Genomic DNA, 16,861 nt, shown 5'->3' with positions numbered 1-16,861 from the left:
TATCCTAAATAATGAAGAAATCTTTAAGTGTTTTTCTAGGGTCGTTATTGTCTTTGGGTTTGTTTTACGCAAAACCGGTTTTGGCTCAGAAATTTAGAGGACAGCAGCTAGAAGCTGTCGATCTTGTTAATCCATTAATGGGTACCGAATCCAAATTTGAGTTGTCCAATGGTAACACCTATCCCTCGATTGCGAGACCTTGGGGAATGAATATGTGGACACCACAAACAGGAAAAAATGGCGACGGATGGCAGTATCAATATACCGCTGATAAGATTCGTGGATTAAAACAGACTCACCAGCCATCACCCTGGATGAATGATTACGGTGTTTTTTCTATCATGCCTGTAACTGGAAAGCCTGTATTTGATCAAGACGAGCGTGCGAGCTGGTTTTCGCATAAAGCGGAGATTGTAAAACCGTATTATTATTCGGTTTATCTAGCGGATCACGATGTGACTGCAGAGATGACACCAACAGAACGCGCAGCCATGTTTAGGATCTCGTTTAATAAAACAGACGATGCTTATATTGTTTTGGATGCTTATGAAAAGGGGTCTGAAGTTCAGATTATTCCAGAAAAAAATATGATCATTGGCTATTCTTCGAAATATGCACGCGGCCCACTGCCAGCTAATTTCAAGAATTATTTTGTTTTGGTTTTTGATCAACCTTTTGCAAGTGTCGCTACTTGGGAAGGCAAAGAGAAGAAGGATGGGCAACTTCAGATCAAAGGTGATCACACTGGTGCAATCGTCGGGTTTAAGGTAAAAGACAAAACGAAACCAGTGCAGGTGAAAGTAGCGTCTTCCTTTATCAGTGCCGAACAAGCCTTATTAAACTTAAATGAGTTAGGTAACAAATCTTTTGATCAAATAAAAGAAGACGGACGTCAGATCTGGAATTCGACCTTAGGGAAAATTAAAGTAGAAGGTGATGATATCGATCAGTTGCGCACGTTTTATTCGACCATGTATCGGACTTTATTTTTCCCGAACAAGTTATATGAAATTGATGCGCAAGGAAAGGCTGTACATTACAGTCCATATAATGGAAAAACACTTCCTGGTTATTTATTTGGAGGAACAGGTTTTTGGGACACTTTTAGGGCGTTGTACCCATTCTTAAATTTTATGTATCCTTCCATTAATAAGGAAATGCAGGAAGGTCTTCTCAATGCCTATTTAGAAGGAGGCTTTCTTCCTGAATGGAGCAGTCCGGGGTATGCTGATATCATGGTGGGTAATAACTCTGCTTCGGTGGTTTCGGATGCTTATATGAAGGGATTGCGCGGTTATGATATCAATAAGTTATACGAGGCTTTACAACACGGTGCTAATAATGAAGGACCGATGAGTGCTGTTGGAAGAAAAGGCGTTGAATATTACAATAGTTTGGGTTATGTACCATATGATGTTAAAATCAATGAAAATGCAGCACGTACATTGGAATATGCCTATGACGATTTCACGATCTACCAATTGGCAAAAGCATTGAACCGTCCGAAGGCTGAAATTGATTTGTATGCTAAGCGTGCACAAAACTATAAGAATTTATTTGATCCATCGACCAATCTTATGCGTGGAAAGAATAAAGATGGAAAATTCCAGGCTCCTTTTAATCCATTGAAATGGGGTGACGCATTCACAGAAGGAAATAGCTGGCATTATTCGTGGAGCGTATTTCACGATGTTCAGGGGCTGATCGATCTGATGGGCGGAGAGAAGACTTTTGTGAGCATGTTGGATTCGGTGTTTGTTCAGTCCCCAGATTTCGACGATAGCTATTATGGTGGTATTATCCATGAAATACGTGAAATGCAGGTTGCGAATATGGGGCAATATGCACATGGTAATCAGCCAATTCAGCATATGCCATATTTGTACAATTACGCTGGCCAACCTTGGAAAACACAATATTGGGTGCGTCAAGTGATGGACCGAATGTATAAGCCTACACCTGATGGCTATTGTGGCGATGAAGATAATGGTCAAACCTCTGCATGGTATGTTTTTTCAGCGCTTGGATTCTATCCGGTTTGTCCGGCGACGGATGAATATGTGCTGGGAGCTCCATTATTTAAAAAAGCGACCCTAACATTTGAAAATGGTAAGACATTGACCATTGATGCACCGAAGAACTCAGCTGAAAATGTATATGTAAACACATTGCAAATGAATGGTAAGGATTATGGTAAAAACTGGTTAAGTCACAAAGCATTGCATGAAGGCGGTACACTTAATTTTGACATGGCGGCAAAACCCAATTATACGAGGGGATCGTCCAAAAATTCAGTGCCTTATTCAATGACAACGGATTTGCAAACAAATATCAAGTTGAAATCGAACAAAAAGAAATAATCATTGGGTTATGATAAACTTTAAAAACTTAAAAGTAGTTGTTACCGTATTTGGCCTGGCATACTCATGTTCACTTTTCGCGCAGGACAACTGGAAACATACAGAAAACGACCGCAAAGTGGCTGTGGATGTTGATAGTATCAGTAAAGGTGGATACACCCTGATTTGGATAAATAAAGACAAAGATTTTAGTGCTCCTTTAAAAGAAAGATTGGTGGGAGCATATTTTACAAACTACCCTAAACTAGCCAAGAAATATAATAAAAAGACCATAAAAAAGGTGTCTTTCGTTATTGATCCTGACTATAAAGGTGTGGCAGCGACAGCGGGTGGGATTGTCCGTTACAGTCCAGCTTGGTTTGCCAAAAATCCGGGCGATATTGATGTGGTTACCCATGAGGTAATGCATATTGTCCAAGCATACCCCGACGGGGCGGGCCCTTGGTGGATTACCGAGGGGATAGCCGATTTTGTGCGATTTGATGATGGAATAGATAATGCGGGAGCAAATTGGAAGCTGCCAGAATATAACGAAAAGCAGAAATACACAGATTCTTATCGTATTACAGCGCGCTTTTTGTACTGGATCAATCTACATATAAAGAAGGATTTTGTCAAAAAATTGGATGCGGCGATGCGTAGCAAAAGCTATAGTGATGCTTTTTGGAAAGTGGAGACGGGTAAAACTATTGATGAGCTATGGGCCGATTATAGCCAAAATCCCACACTATAATTCATAAGCGATGAATATCAGAAGTTTAGTCTTTTTGGGATTAATTAGTGTCCCATATCTATTAAAGGCACAAGAAACTAAATTAGTTCAGTATGTCAAACCACTCATCGGAACGGCGAAAATGGGACATACTTTTCCGGGGGCGACAGTTCCATTCGGTGCTGTACAATTAAGTCCTGATACGGATACATTATCTTATGCTGTCAATGGACGGTACAACGGTGATGTTTATAAATATTGTGCTGGTTATCAGTATGATGATCCGACGATTGTCGGGTTTAGTCATACACATTTTAGTGGCACTGGTCACTCCGATCTTGGTGATATACAGATCATGCCGACACAAGGAAAAGTTCAATTGAATCCGGGTACAGCTGATCGACCGCAAGACGGTTATCGATCATCCTACTCACATGCCAATGAGCGAGCTGAGGCCAATTATTACAGTGTTCTACTGGATAAACATCAGATTAAGGCTGAATTAACGACTACAACACGTGTAGGGCTCCACCGTTATACATTCAAAGAGTCTGACGCTTCACATCTTATCGTAGATCTAACTGCTGGGATTTATAATTATGATGGCAAGAATGTTTGGACCGTTGTCAAGGTCTTGAACGATTCAACCCTGGTAGGCTACCGTCAGACAAACGGTTGGTCGAGAACGCGCACCGTATACTTTGCAATAAAGACCTCAAAAGCTTTTAAGAATTATGGCGCCAAATATGAAGATGGAAAATCTGTGTATAATGGTTTCTGGCGTAAGTTTGATCAACAAAATAATTTCCCCGACCTTGCAGCGCACAATATTAAGCTACACTTGGATTTTGATACAAAAGCACAAGAAGCCATCCTTCTGAAAGTAGCTTTAAGTCCAGTAAGCATGAAGAATGCATTGGCCAATATGGAGGCTGAGGCTCCGGACTGGAATTTTGATGGCTACGTTAAGAAAGGCCAAGAAGCTTGGGAAAAGGAGCTGCATAAGATAGAAGCTGAAATGTTGAACAAGGAAGACCTTGTTAATTTTTATACAGCTATGTACCATGCAAGCTTAATGCCGACGGTGTATATGGACAGCAATGGTGAGTATAAAGGGTTGGACCAGGAGGTGCACCGTGCTGAAGGCTTTACGAATTATACCTCATTTTCTTTATGGGATACCTTTAGGGCCTTTCATCCGCTGTTGAATCTAATAAACCCCTCTCGTAATGCAGATATTGTGGCATCCATGATGGCTCATTATGATCAGAGTGTATTGAAAATGTTGCCGATTTGGTCGCATTATGCGAATGATAATTGGTGTATGAGTGGCTATCATTCGGTGTCTGTTATTGTTGACGCAATACTTAAGGGCGTTTACAAAGGTGATGCGGAAGCTGCTCTAGCGGCTTGCGTACAAACGGCAAATACACGTCAGTATGAGGGGATTGGGGCTTACATAGATAAGGGATATGTTCCTGCAGATTTATCGGGAACATCAGTTTCTAATACATTGGAATATGCGTATGACGATTGGTGCATAGCGCAATTGGCGAAAAAATTGGGAAAAGAGGATATTTACACGACTTTTTCCAAAAGAGCTGAAAGCTGGAAATCACTCTATGATTCCTCCATTGGATTTATGCGTCCGAAGAATTCGGTGGGTAAATTTCAGGAGAAATTTGATGTTTTGGATACACATGGACAAGGATTTATTGAAGGGAATTCATGGAATTACAGCCTGTATGTACCGCATCAACCTACTGAAATGATGACATTAATGGGAGGCAAAAAACGTTTAGAGTCTTATTTGGATTCCCTGTTTACCATGGAATTACCGGATAAATATTTTGAACATACGGAGGATATTACCCGCGATGGCATTATCGGAAATTACGTGCATGGAAATGAGCCTTCACATCATGTGGCATACTTGTACAATATAACCAATAGTCCCTGGAAAACCCAGGCACGTGTAAGACAAATCATACGGAATCAGTATCATAATGGTCATGCGGGTTTAGGGGGAAATGATGACTGTGGACAAATGTCTGCTTGGTATTTATTTACTGCATTAGGCTTCTACCCAGTGGCACCTGGGGAAGATAATTATTGGATTGGCAGTCCTTTGGTAAAATCGGCAAAGATTAATCTTGAAAATGGGCGCAGTCTTTCTATAGTTGCCCGTAACCAGTCTGAGAAGAATGTTTACGTTAAATCCGTTTCTTTAAATGGACGGAAATTGGCTGATTTTCTATTGCCCTATAGTAGCATTATAAATGGCGGTGAATTAATCTTTGAGATGAGCAATAAACCGAACAAATAATAGTCTGTTTGCAAAAATGAGACGGTCAGGTGTATATAAATGGATAGCTATCTGTTGCTTAGTTTTGTTTTTGATATTACAGTATCTCATGATTGCAAGATCATATGAGATCAAAAGAGGCGAACTATTTCAAAAAGAAAAAAAGGAAATTAAGGTTGTTTACGATAAGCATATTTCCAACGATAAGATATTCCCGGGCGGACAGAAACTTGTCGATTCAACCTTAATGCCTCATTTAGTTCGTCTGAGATCTTATTATCAAGACGATAGAAATGCTTTCAATAGTCTGAAAGATAGTATCGCGAAGACCTTGATAATGAGGCTTCGAAATCATCCTGCGATGGATAGCCTATTCCAGGTCATCAGATCCGAAGTCAATTTGGGTGAAGGCTTTGGTTATGCCATTGTGTTGAGAGATATTTCGGTGACTTTTGATGCGAAGACCTTTATACCAATCCTGGACTTTGGCAAAGATCAGCATATTCCTATTGGAGGGGAATTTCGGTTTATTGACAAAGACAATATCGTATCGTCGATTGCAATAACCGCAAATAGTAAGATGTCGAACCGTGTGGCTTTTACGTTGTATGTTGGGAATATTGATACAAATTTTTCTGTATTAAAAGCCATTTTACCATTATTATTACTATCGGGCTGCTGTATAACTGGTATTGTTTGGTTGTATTTGATGACATATAGTAGCTGGATAAAGCAAAAAAGAATGGCGGAAATGGCTTCTGACTTTATTAACAATGTCACCCATGAATTCAATACACCATTGACAACCATACGAATTGGTTTAACTAACTTGGTGGTAAAGGTTTCTAAAGAAGATAGACTAAAAATGGCAACAACTTTGGATACGTTGATGCGTCAGGTAAACCGTTTGGATCGATTAGTTAACAAGGCTATTGATTTGAGCGTGTTTAATCAGGAAGAGGTGGTTCTCGAAGAACACTTTTTGGCAGAACTTTTGGATCAATTAGAACAAGATCTTGCGATTTTAGTATCAGAAAGTGCGACGATTCAAATCTTAGTGGATCAAAACGTTAAAGAGGCTAGGGTGCTTGTCAACCCATTTATGTTTGTTACCGCGGTAAACAATTTGGTCGATAATGGCCTGAAGTATAATAAAGAGCGAATAAAGCATATTCATATTCGTTTGAGTATTGGCGCTAGAGATACGGTGGTGATGACTGTACAAGACAATGGAATAGGTATTTCACATAACCAATTGCCGTATATTTTCACGAAGGGATATCGGGGTAAACAAGAAGCTTCTTCAAATGGGCTGGGCCTGGGGCTTTTTTTCGTAAAGGAAGTCATGCGGATTCATAGATGGAAAATTGACGTTAAATCAGATAGCCAACCTGGAACAATATTTTCTATTTCAATACCAATAATAAAATAGATGATACCAAAATATGGACATATATTGCTGATTGAAGATGATCTTGATTTAGCGACAATGCTCATAGATTATCTGTCAAATTTCGGATTTGATGTTTGTCATGCAATGTCTGCTGAAGAGGGAATATCTTATTATAAGATTAATAAATATGATATCCTTGTAGTAGATATACAACTTCCCAACTGGGATGGGTTTCAATTCGTTGAATATATTTCTCAGTTAAATAAAAACCAGTTTGTGCTTTTTCTTACAGCAAGACTGTCTAAACCAGATCGATTAAAGGGCCTCCGTCTAGGGGGCAATGATTACATAACAAAACCGTTTGATGTTGAAGAATTGTCTCTGAAACTTCAAAATTATATGGTTAAGCAGCCTGTTGTTTGTCAATTACAACTCAATATTGGTGACATTAAACTTGACCGTAATTTACTTGCAATAGAATTTAATGATAAATCTCGGCAGGTTGTATCACCACGTGAATTTGAACTTTGGACTTTCTTAGCAAGCAAACCGAATATTGTTTTGAAAAGAGAAGAGATCTTACTTGCTCTTTGGGGAGATAACGATTATTTTTTGGGACGAAGTCTTGATGTTTTTATATGTAAGATTAGAAAAATGCTGAAAAGATCGCGGTATGTTGCTATTAAAACTGTTTATAAGGTGGGATTTATTTTAGAGGTCGATTTCAATAATTGTCATTAACAATCGATTAACAACTTTCTCTTTTCTTTCTTTTTAATTTTACTAAAACGAATTAGTTTATCAGCTTAAGGTTGATTTCTTTGGAGATGTTCATTCCAAAGGAATAACTAATTGATGACCAATTTTTGTATTAGTAAACCAATCATTAATTATTATTTATGAAAAGAAAGGTAATTCCATTATTTTTTACGCTTTCGGTGTGTAGCACGTTCAATTTGTGGACCGAATTGAAAGCTGCGTCTAGCCACTTCAGTTTCCAACAAGAGGGTATTATTGTAGAGGGAACAGTTTTAAACAGTTCGACAGGGAAAGTTTTGCAAGGTGTCACCATTGTGGTTAAGGCGAGTGGCAAATCAACGAAAACAGATGCATCAGGTCGATATCGAATAGAAATTCCCTATAAGGATGCGGTATTGACCTTCTCGTATATTGGTTTTCAGCCTCAACAAATTGTGGCGGGCGGAAGGTCAACGTTACAGGTTAGCCTAGTAGAAGATGTAAAAGCACTAGAGGATGTTGTGGTTGTTGGATACACAACACAGAAGAAAAGAAATGTTGTTGGCGCCGTCGCAACGATTACGACTAAGGATCTTGTACAGAGTCCTGCAGCAAATATTAATAACATGCTTGCAGGAAGATTACCAGGACTGGTTGTCAACCAATATGCTGGAGGAGAGCCAGGAGTAGATCGTTCAGAATTGTTTATTCGTGGTAAGTCAACTTATGGTAATCAATCCCCCATTGTAATTGTGGATGGAATTGAACGCGATATGAGCTATTTGGCTCCAGACGAAATTGAGACTGTTTCCATTTTGAAGGATGCAGCAGCTACGGCACCCTACGGAATTCGTGGAGCGAATGGGGTTATCGTTGTTACCACAAAACGAGGACAATCCGCCGATAAAGCAACCGTAGACTTCAAAGCGTCTTATGGACTAAATACGCCTGCACAATTGCCGAAGCTTTTGGGATCTGCAGATTACGCGACTCTCTACAATGAAGCGTTAATGAATGATGCGAAGCTGTCTGGTGGAAATATCGATAACTTGAAATTATTTAGTCAGGATGCTATAGACAATTTTCGAAGGGCAAAGGGTGATAATTCGGACGGGTTAGGTTATAACTGGGACTATTTCGATTATATTTTTAGAACTGCACCTCAGCACGAATATAATCTATCAATAAGGGGTGGTAATGATATTGCGAAATATTTTGTGATGGGCGGTTATATGGGACAAGATAATAATTATGACCATGTTGACTTATCTAAATATAATGTTTCTCCTAAATTTCAGCGCTATAATTTTAGGTCCAATATTGATGTCAACATTACTAAAAACTTGTGGGTAAAACTCAATTTAGGTGCTCGTATTACCAATCGAACTTCACCTGGAACTTCCGCAAGTAGATTGATGACTCTAGCAATGACACAGCCCCCGTATTTGCCCATCATTCTCGAACCCAATAGCCAACCTTCTACACAGGGATATCTGCTGAATAATCCCTCGGGCTTGTTGTTTGGTAATCAAATTTACCGATTTAATGTTCTTGGGGAGTTGACTAGGTCAGGATATCATACAGAAAAAAACACCTATTTGGAAGGAAGTTTCGCTGCCGGCTGGAATATGGATTTTATTACCAAGGGACTTTCTGTTGACGGAATATTTTCCTATGATGCTAGAGAGCAACAATGGGTCAGACGCGAGCTGGGTACCTATAGTGAAGGATATAGGGTATATCCCAATTATGCGACTTTTCAGCCTACAGATGGTATCGATCTTTTTATGAATCCGCAATACTATGAGGGTACTTATAAAAATGGGAACAAATATAGGGTAGATCAAACTGTTGGAAATTCATTTACACAAAGTAGTCCTTTTAATAGAACTTTCATTCAAGGAAAAATAAACTATAACCGTCTATTTAAAGATAAACACAATGTTACTGGAATGTTGCTTTTCAATCGCTCGAGCCAGTCTGTCTATGATGCGGAGAATTCAAGAGCCAGTGTTGATATCCGTTATCAAGGTATGACAGGACAGTTTACCTATAATTATCTAGAAAAATATTTGGCGGAATTTAACTTTGGTTACAATGGATCCGAAAATTTTATAGAGGGAAAACGTTATGGATTTTTCCCGGCTGGAGCATTGGGTTGGGTGGTTAGCAAGGAGAAATTTATGTCGAATACCAAAGACTGGCTTAGCTTTTTAAAGCTGAGGGCCTCGATGGGGCTTGTGGGTAATGATAAAATGCCAGGTGACGCTCGATTCGGATATCTCGCATTTTTTCAGGGAGGAGATGGTTATAGTTTTGGGGAACAGAATTTTAACAATGGACTAAGTGGCCTTCGTGAAGGACGCCTGGCAAACGAAAATATAACATGGGAGAAATCTAGAAAAACCAATATCGGTCTTGATATGGGCTTTTTAAAGAATAAGATGAACTTTAGTATTGATGTTTTTGAAGATTATCGTTATGATATTATTACTGAACTGGGGGCGGATGACATTGGTTTTCCTGGCGTAGTTGGTAAAGGCTCTCCGCTGATCAATATTGGAAAGGTCCGCAACCGTGGTATTGATATTGAGATGAGTTATTCAGATATGATTGGGGATAATTTCAGATTCTCTCTGAAACCTAATTTCACCTTTTCCAGAAATAAGTTGATCTACCGACAAGAGGTTCCGCGACTATATGAATACAGGCAAGCAACAGGTAAACGACTTTATGAAAATTTTGTCTATGTTTTCGATCACTTCGTTAGAGATCAGGCCGAGGCGGACAAATTAAATCAGAGTAATTTTCAACCTTGGGGAACAGTAGGACCAGGCGATGTCGTATATAAGGATTTGAACGGTGATGGTAAAATTACAGATTTAGGGGATCGCACAGTGATGGGAAATCCTAGGAGCCCGGAGATTCAATTTGGTCTACCAATATCTCTGCAATACAAGGGTTTTGATTTTAGTCTTTTGTTTCAAGGAGCGTTAAATTCTTCAATTTTATTGAAAGATGCGGCTGTGTGGGATTTCCCGACTTTTGATCAAGATAAACTCGGCTCCGTTCGACCAATTCATATGGGACGTTGGACACCGGAAACGGCCGAAACTGCTACTTACCCCGCTCTACATATTGGCAATTCCGAGAATAATAAAAATAGCAACAGTAGTTTGTTTTTATATGATGCTAAATATTTAAGGCTCAAAAATATAGAGATTGGTTATAATTTACCGAAAGATCTTATTAAAAAAATTGGTTTGAACCAATTACGCGTTTATGCGCAAGGGATGAACCTGTTTACCTGGTCAGGTTTAAAGGATTTAAGTATAGATCCTGAGATGGGAAATACGAGCGGTTATTGGTACCCGATTCTCAAAGTCTACAACTTTGGAATAAATCTTAATTTCTAACCTTATGAATGTATTGAAGATGAAAAAAATACTTTTTTTTATGGCAGGTGTGGTTGCTTTTATGATCGCAAGTTGCAACAAATATTTGGACAAATTACCCGACGATCAGATCCGGGAAGATGAGGTTTTTACTCGTTATGAAAAAGTAAATCAGCTCGTTACGGATGTGTATGCTAAAGCGAAGGGTGTCAATCAGCCTATCTCGTGGTTCTATCATTTTTCGAGTGCTGCAATAACCGATGAGGCCGAAGGTTCTACAGTAGAGGGAAATATTACGAATAGATATAATACCGGCGATTGGAATATCAATGGACTACCAGGAGACAACGGGCAATTTTGGAGTAGTATGTTTGACGGGATCCGTAGAACCAATGTTATTTTGGAAGGAATTAAAAAATATAGTACACCAGATGATATCCTGGAGCCAGGCTCACTTCCTATGCGCGTTGGAGAGGTCTACTTTCTTAGAGCTTACTTTCATTTAATGGCTGTTCGTATATATGGTGAGATTCCTTATATAGACCATGTAATTACGGCGACGGAAAATATGAACTTCGAACGTGAGTCAGTTCATAAAGTTATTGACAAAATTGTTGCTGATGCAACAACAGCATATAATGCTGTCCCGGAAAAATGGGAGGGGCAGAATTTTGGACGTATCGATAAAGGGGCATGCCTTGGGCTGATTGCAGAAGCACGGTGGATGGCCGCTACACCACTTTGGAATGGAGCTGCCGCAAAAGGTTATAATGGGACACGTAAGTTTGAGTCCGAATACGCTACATATGATCCTCAGCGTTGGGTGAAAGCTAAAGAGGCTGCTAAGGCAGTTCTTGAAAGTAAGGTTGCAGGTGGAAAACGTTATAGCCTGTATCAGAAATATTCAAATACCGATTTTGGAGATAGCGGGGGGCAAAACACGAGCAACTCAACAGTTTATACACGTCTCTGGCAGATGTTTTATGATATGGAGGCGTTCAAAAATGAGTATGTTTTGTTTTTTACGCGCTATAAGGGAGAGGGGTGGTTTGGTGATGTATATCCGCCAAGTAGAGGCGGTGGAGCTCGTCAGATGCCTGTTCAGGAGCAAGTCGATGAGTATGAATACCTTTCACCAGATGGTTTTGGTTATCCGATTTATAGTGCCAAGGCTAAACAGGACGGGTATGATGACGGGAATCCTTACGTTTCAGTAAAAAGGGATCCACGTTTCTATCGCGACATTATATTTCATGGTGCAGCATTCCGCGGCGGAAACAATAATCCATCCCAGACAAATATTGCGAGCGGAGCAGATCAGATTGGCGCTAATAATGCAACACGCACGGGATATTATCTGAGGAAATTTTTGCAGGAAGCTTGGAATAAGAATGGCAGTGTTATCATCAGTGCCCCTCCAGTATGGCGCTTACCAGACTTTATTTACATTTATGCAGAGGCAGTTAATGAAGTTGATGGACCGACGCAAGAGATCTATGATTTAATTAATCAGGTAAGAGCGAGGTCTTTTATGGCGCCCATGCCTTTGACAACACTTGCTGATAAAAATTTGATGCGTGAGTACATTTATCGTGAACGAAGGGTCGAATTCTTTTATGAGAATAAGAGAGCTTTTGATAGTCGCCTGTATCTAGAACCTAGTAGTTCGGTGGAGAAAACTAAATATCAGAACTTTACTGCATCAGGTAGTACAAATAACGAGCGAAGTATAAATTACTGGAAGAATAGTAATACAGCTTATCCGAAACTTCAGAATATGATTAATGGCATGAGAGCCGTTGAAGACGTAAATGGTAAAATCCAAATTGGTGATAAACGTTATAAAATGGAACGTTTCTTTGTTGAAAGTAGAGTTTTTACTGCTCCAACTCATTACCTATTTCCTATTTTAAACTCAGAGATCCAAAAATCTCCCTCGTTAGGGCAGAATCCTGGGTGGTAGTTTTTGCGTGATATTAAAAACCGCAATCATTTGATTGCGGTTTTTTTGTAACCATCTTGTGAAAAAGACCTAGGCAATCGACTATATTTAAATTTCTTACTTATATTTACTAATACGTTTTAGCTTTTTTGCTAATAATTTTAAGCTTAACCAAACGCTTCATTTATGTTTAATATTAAAAAACTAACAGGTAGTATTCTTTTTCTGTTCGCGGCGCATGCTGGAATGGCGCAACAAACCTCGCCTGTTGATTTCGTTAACCCTTTGATCGGTACTGAATCGAAGTATGAATTGTCTAATGGCAATACTTATCCTGCGATCGCTCGGCCTTGGGGTATGAATTTTTGGACCCCACAGACTGGAAATATGGGCGATGGCTGGGTATATACTTACACGGCAGATAAAATTAAAGGATTTAAGCAAACCCACCAGCCAAGCCCCTGGAACAATGATTATGGTCAGTTTTCAATCATGCCAATAACAGGCACACCGCAATTTGATCAGGAAAAGCGGGCGAGCTGGTTTTCGCATAAAGCGGAAATTGCAAAACCTTATTATTATAGCGTCTACCTTGCGGATCACGATGTGACAACAGAATTGTCTCCATCACAACGGGCAGCAATCTTTCAGTTCACATTCCCCAAAACAGACAGTGCTTATGTTATTATTGATGCATTTGATAAAGGGTCTTATATTAAAGTAATTCCGCAGGAAAATAAGATTATCGGGTATTCAACAAAAAATAGCGGTGGTGTTCCAGAGAATTTCAAGAATTACTTCGTCATTACTTTCGATAGACCATTTTCTTACAAAGCTGCTGTTAAAAGTGGAGCGATAAGTAAAGACGAATTGGAAATTCAGGACAATCACGCCGGAGCAGTCGTTGGTTTCTCTTCCTTGAAAAGAGGGGAAAAGGTCACCGCCCGTATTGCTTCTTCCTTTATAAGTTTTGAGCAGGCAGAACTTAATTTAAAAGAAGTGAAGTCCAAAACATTTCAACAGGTTGTTGACGAAGGTAAGGCACAGTGGAACGAAATCCTCGGACGTGTCCAGGTTGAAGACCACAATATTGACCGACTACGTACATTTTATTCCAGCCTCTATCGTTCAACACTTTTTCCAAGGGATTTTTCTGAAATTGATGGAACAGGCAAGCGTATGCATTATAGTCCCTACAATGGGCAGGTCCTACCTGGTGAAATGTTTACAGATACAGGTTTTTGGGACACCTTTAGAAGTTTGTTTCCGCTGTTGAATTTATTATATCCATCCATGAACGATCGCATGCAAGAAGGTTTGGTGAATGCGTATAAAGAGAGTGGTTACCTGCCGGAGTGGGCTTCGCCAGGACATCGTGCATCGATGATTGGAAACAATTCCGCCTCTATTGTCGCAGATGCCTTGATGACTGATCGGAAAGGCTATGATAAAGACCTGTTATGGGAAGCGCTCAAGCATGGGGCCAATAGTGCCTATCCGAAACACTCTTCGACGGGACGCTTCGGTTATGAATATTATAATAAATTGGGCTATATACCTGCTGATGTAAAAGTAGACCAAAATGTAGCACGTTCACTGGAATATGCATACAATGACTGGTGTATTTATGAATTTGGCAAAGCACTGAGCAAACCGGAAGCTGAAACAGCTATTTATGCAACACGCGCGATGAACTATAAAAATCTGTTTGACCCAAGTACAAAACTTATGCGTGGAAAAAAAGCAGACGGATCGTTCGTCTCAGATTTTGATCCAAGTGCCTGGTCAAGAGAATATACGGAAGGAAATGCTTGGCATTGGAGTTTTTGTGTGTTCCATGACCCTCAGGGTTTAATTAATTTGATGGGTGGTAATAAATCTTTTGTTTCCATGTTGGATACAGTGTTTATTATTCCGAGTTATGAGGGTATGAAAAGTCGCGGAATGATCCATGAAATGCGTGAAATGCAAGTGATGAATATGGGGCAGTATGCGCATGGAAATCAGCCTATCCAACATATGCCCTATCTGTATAATTATGCTGCAGAGCCTTGGAAAGCACAATATTGGGTACGCAAAATAATGGATAAACTTTATTTGCCTACACCAGATGGCTATTGTGGTGATGAAGATAACGGGCAGACTTCAGCCTGGTATGTCTTCTCTTCGCTGGGATTTTATCCAGTTTCTCCTGCCTCGGGCGAATATGTGATTGGTTCACCACAATTCGATAAGGTGACTCTAAATCTCGAAAATGGGAAAAAAGTGAATATCCAAGCTAAACAACAGGGAGCAAATCAGGTCTACGTAGATCAACTAACTTGGAATGGAAAGCCTTATAATCATAATTATATCCGTTATAAAGATTTATTGCAGGGTGCCAAACTTGATTTCAAAATGAGCGAAGCACCGAATAAAAATAGAGGTACAAAAAAAGAAGATGCTCCATATTCCTTTAGTAACGAAAAAATAAAATAATATATTATGAAGCAATTACGTATTATATCGCTAAGTCTTATTTTTGTAATCAATTTATTTGTTTTAAATGCCTTTTCACAAAATTCAATAGGTCTTACAGTAGGAAGCTACAACATCCGTTATGACAATGACGGAGATCGTAAAAATGGTAACGGTTGGGATCAGCGATTTCCAGTAATCACTTCTTTAATTGATTTTGTGGATTACGATGTTTTTGGAGCACAGGAGGTATTGGTAAATCAATTGGTAGATTTGAAAAAACGTCTTACTGATTATGATTATGTTGGTGTTGGTCGGGATGACGGTAAAGTTGCGGGAGAGTTTGCGCCTATATTTTTCAAAAAGAAGAAATTTAAGAAATTAAAAAGTGGCGTCTTCTGGCTTTCTGAGACGCCAGATCGCCCTTCAAAAGGTTGGGATGCTGCCTTACCTCGTATTTGTACTTGGGTGCAGTTGCAGGAAATTAATTCTGGGAAGAAATTTTGGTACTTTAATTTGCATATGGATCATGTTGGTGTCAAAGCCCGGGAAAATAGTAGTCGGTTGGTTGTCAAAAAAATGAAAGAGTTTGTAAAAGGGGAACTAGCTATATTGACCGGTGATTTCAATGTCGATCAAAATAATGAAATTTATAACATCCTACAAGAATCCGATTTTATAGAAGATAGTTTTGAGCTTGCTCCGACTAAATTTACATGGAACGGTACATTTAATGCTTTCGATAATAATCTTTGGACAGACAGCCGTATAGATCATGTATTCGTAACTCCTCGGATCAAAGTAAAGCATTATGCTGTTTTAACAGAATCTTATCGTAGTGCAAAAGAAAATAGTGAAGAGGTTAAAAAGGGTGATTTTCCTAAAGAACTTTCTTTTAAACAGTACGAGACAAGATTACCATCGGATCATTTTCCATTAGTGGTGAAAATCAAACTGTAACATTTGAAATTTATCGACTTTAATCTAATAAATTAGAGATATTTAAGGACATGACTGCTAATTTTTTAGGCTGTCATGGTTTTTTTACACGAATAAAATAATCTTAGCTATTTAAAGTCATACCTTTGTGATTCGAAATTTCGATATGTTAGGCAAAATATTTCATTTTTTAACACTCTTTGCATACCTTAATCTGTTGACCTATGAGTCTTTCTCCTCGGCAACTGGACAGGTGTTGCATGCAGGTGAGACCATTGTGGAGTATTTTCTGGATGACGTATTGGATTTGGAACCCATTCATTCTTCCCAAAAAGAAAAAGTACTATTGCAAGATGATTATCGTATATTTTCGCTCAATAGTCAAGTACTACCAATTTTTATTTTTGTCTTTGGAATCGTCTTTACGGCATTATGTTTTGCAAAAGATGATGAACATCCTTTTTACCGATCTAAAACCCTATGCTTACCAGGGTATTATCGCTTCCTATCCCGTTTTAGGCCATTCTAGTTACGTTCCTCTAATTTTCTAGCGGAGGCTGCAACAGTTTACTTTTATTTCTATATATGGTATGGAAGGCTTTGGGCCGCTCTTTACGCTA

Annotated in this window: 10 protein-coding genes; all 10 read left to right on the top strand. The window is 39.2% G+C overall.

Going from position 1 to position 16,861, the window contains the following annotated elements; translation table 11 throughout:
• The first annotated feature begins 11 nt into the window (after nucleotides 1–11).
• The 10 genes from AACH28_RS14255 to AACH28_RS14210 all read left to right on the top strand — a co-directional run bounded on the left by AACH28_RS14255 (nucleotide 12) and on the right by AACH28_RS14210 (nucleotide 16,770).
• Nucleotides 12–2,360 (top strand): GH92 family glycosyl hydrolase, encoded by a 2,349-nt coding sequence (locus AACH28_RS14255; protein ID WP_075990749.1) that lies wholly within the window; start codon nucleotides 12–14, stop codon nucleotides 2,358–2,360.
• Nucleotides 2,361–2,370: 10 nt separating this feature from the next.
• A complete protein-coding gene (locus AACH28_RS14250; protein ID WP_341830801.1) occupies nucleotides 2,371–3,093 on the top strand; it encodes a basic secretory protein-like protein in 723 nt (240 codons plus the stop codon).
• 10 nt (nucleotides 3,094–3,103) lie between these two features.
• The gene (locus AACH28_RS14245) at nucleotides 3,104–5,398 is read left to right on the top strand and encodes a GH92 family glycosyl hydrolase (protein ID WP_341830800.1); all 2,295 of its coding nucleotides are present in this window, start codon (nucleotides 3,104–3,106) and stop codon (nucleotides 5,396–5,398) included.
• 88 nt (nucleotides 5,399–5,486) lie between these two features.
• Nucleotides 5,487–6,809: a HAMP domain-containing sensor histidine kinase gene (locus tag AACH28_RS14240; RefSeq protein WP_341830799.1), complete on the top strand. Its 1,323-nt coding sequence runs from the start codon at nucleotides 5,487–5,489 to the stop codon at nucleotides 6,807–6,809.
• Nucleotides 6,810–7,511 carry a response regulator transcription factor gene (locus AACH28_RS14235; RefSeq protein WP_341830798.1) on the top strand — a complete coding sequence of 234 codons (702 nt, stop codon included), beginning with the start codon at nucleotides 6,810–6,812 and terminating at the stop codon, nucleotides 7,509–7,511.
• Nucleotides 7,512–7,669: 158 nt separating this feature from the next.
• Nucleotides 7,670–10,924, top strand: coding sequence for a TonB-dependent receptor (locus AACH28_RS14230; protein WP_341830797.1), 3,255 nt, complete (start codon nucleotides 7,670–7,672; stop codon nucleotides 10,922–10,924).
• A gap of 19 nt (nucleotides 10,925–10,943) precedes the next feature.
• Complete coding sequence (locus tag AACH28_RS14225; RefSeq protein WP_088163421.1) at nucleotides 10,944–12,866, top strand: RagB/SusD family nutrient uptake outer membrane protein; 1,923 nt, start codon at nucleotides 10,944–10,946, stop codon at nucleotides 12,864–12,866.
• Nucleotides 12,867–13,031: 165 nt separating this feature from the next.
• Nucleotides 13,032–15,323 (top strand): GH92 family glycosyl hydrolase, encoded by a 2,292-nt coding sequence (locus AACH28_RS14220; protein WP_341830796.1) that lies wholly within the window; start codon nucleotides 13,032–13,034, stop codon nucleotides 15,321–15,323.
• 6 nt (nucleotides 15,324–15,329) lie between these two features.
• Nucleotides 15,330–16,262, top strand: coding sequence for an endonuclease/exonuclease/phosphatase family protein (locus tag AACH28_RS14215; protein ID WP_333576882.1), 933 nt, complete (start codon nucleotides 15,330–15,332; stop codon nucleotides 16,260–16,262).
• A gap of 145 nt (nucleotides 16,263–16,407) precedes the next feature.
• Complete coding sequence (locus AACH28_RS14210; RefSeq protein ID WP_341830795.1) at nucleotides 16,408–16,770, top strand: hypothetical protein; 363 nt, start codon at nucleotides 16,408–16,410, stop codon at nucleotides 16,768–16,770.
• Nucleotides 16,771–16,861 lie beyond the last annotated feature (91 nt).

Source organism: Sphingobacterium thalpophilum (genome assembly GCF_038396785.1).
GTDB lineage: Bacteria > Bacteroidota > Bacteroidia > Sphingobacteriales > Sphingobacteriaceae > Sphingobacterium > Sphingobacterium thalpophilum_A.
Note: the sequence above shows the minus strand (reverse complement) of the source record. Positions and strands in the feature narration are given on the sequence as shown.

Excerpts from the sequence above, each read along its gene's own strand:
- AACH28_RS14255 (WP_075990749.1), top strand. The coding sequence starts at position 12 with ATGAAGAAATCTTTAAGTGTTTTTCTAGGGTCGTTATTGTCTTTGGGT.
- AACH28_RS14250 (WP_341830801.1), top strand. The coding sequence starts at position 2,371 with ATGATAAACTTTAAAAACTTAAAAGTAGTTGTTACCGTATTTGGCCTG.
- AACH28_RS14245 (WP_341830800.1), top strand. The coding sequence starts at position 3,104 with ATGAATATCAGAAGTTTAGTCTTTTTGGGATTAATTAGTGTCCCATAT.
- AACH28_RS14240 (WP_341830799.1), top strand. The coding sequence starts at position 5,487 with ATGATTGCAAGATCATATGAGATCAAAAGAGGCGAACTATTTCAAAAA.
- AACH28_RS14235 (WP_341830798.1), top strand. The coding sequence starts at position 6,810 with ATGATACCAAAATATGGACATATATTGCTGATTGAAGATGATCTTGAT.
- AACH28_RS14230 (WP_341830797.1), top strand. The coding sequence starts at position 7,670 with ATGAAAAGAAAGGTAATTCCATTATTTTTTACGCTTTCGGTGTGTAGC.
- AACH28_RS14225 (WP_088163421.1), top strand. The coding sequence starts at position 10,944 with ATGAAAAAAATACTTTTTTTTATGGCAGGTGTGGTTGCTTTTATGATC.
- AACH28_RS14220 (WP_341830796.1), top strand. The coding sequence starts at position 13,032 with ATGTTTAATATTAAAAAACTAACAGGTAGTATTCTTTTTCTGTTCGCG.
- AACH28_RS14215 (WP_333576882.1), top strand. The coding sequence starts at position 15,330 with ATGAAGCAATTACGTATTATATCGCTAAGTCTTATTTTTGTAATCAAT.
- AACH28_RS14210 (WP_341830795.1), top strand. The coding sequence starts at position 16,408 with ATGTTAGGCAAAATATTTCATTTTTTAACACTCTTTGCATACCTTAAT.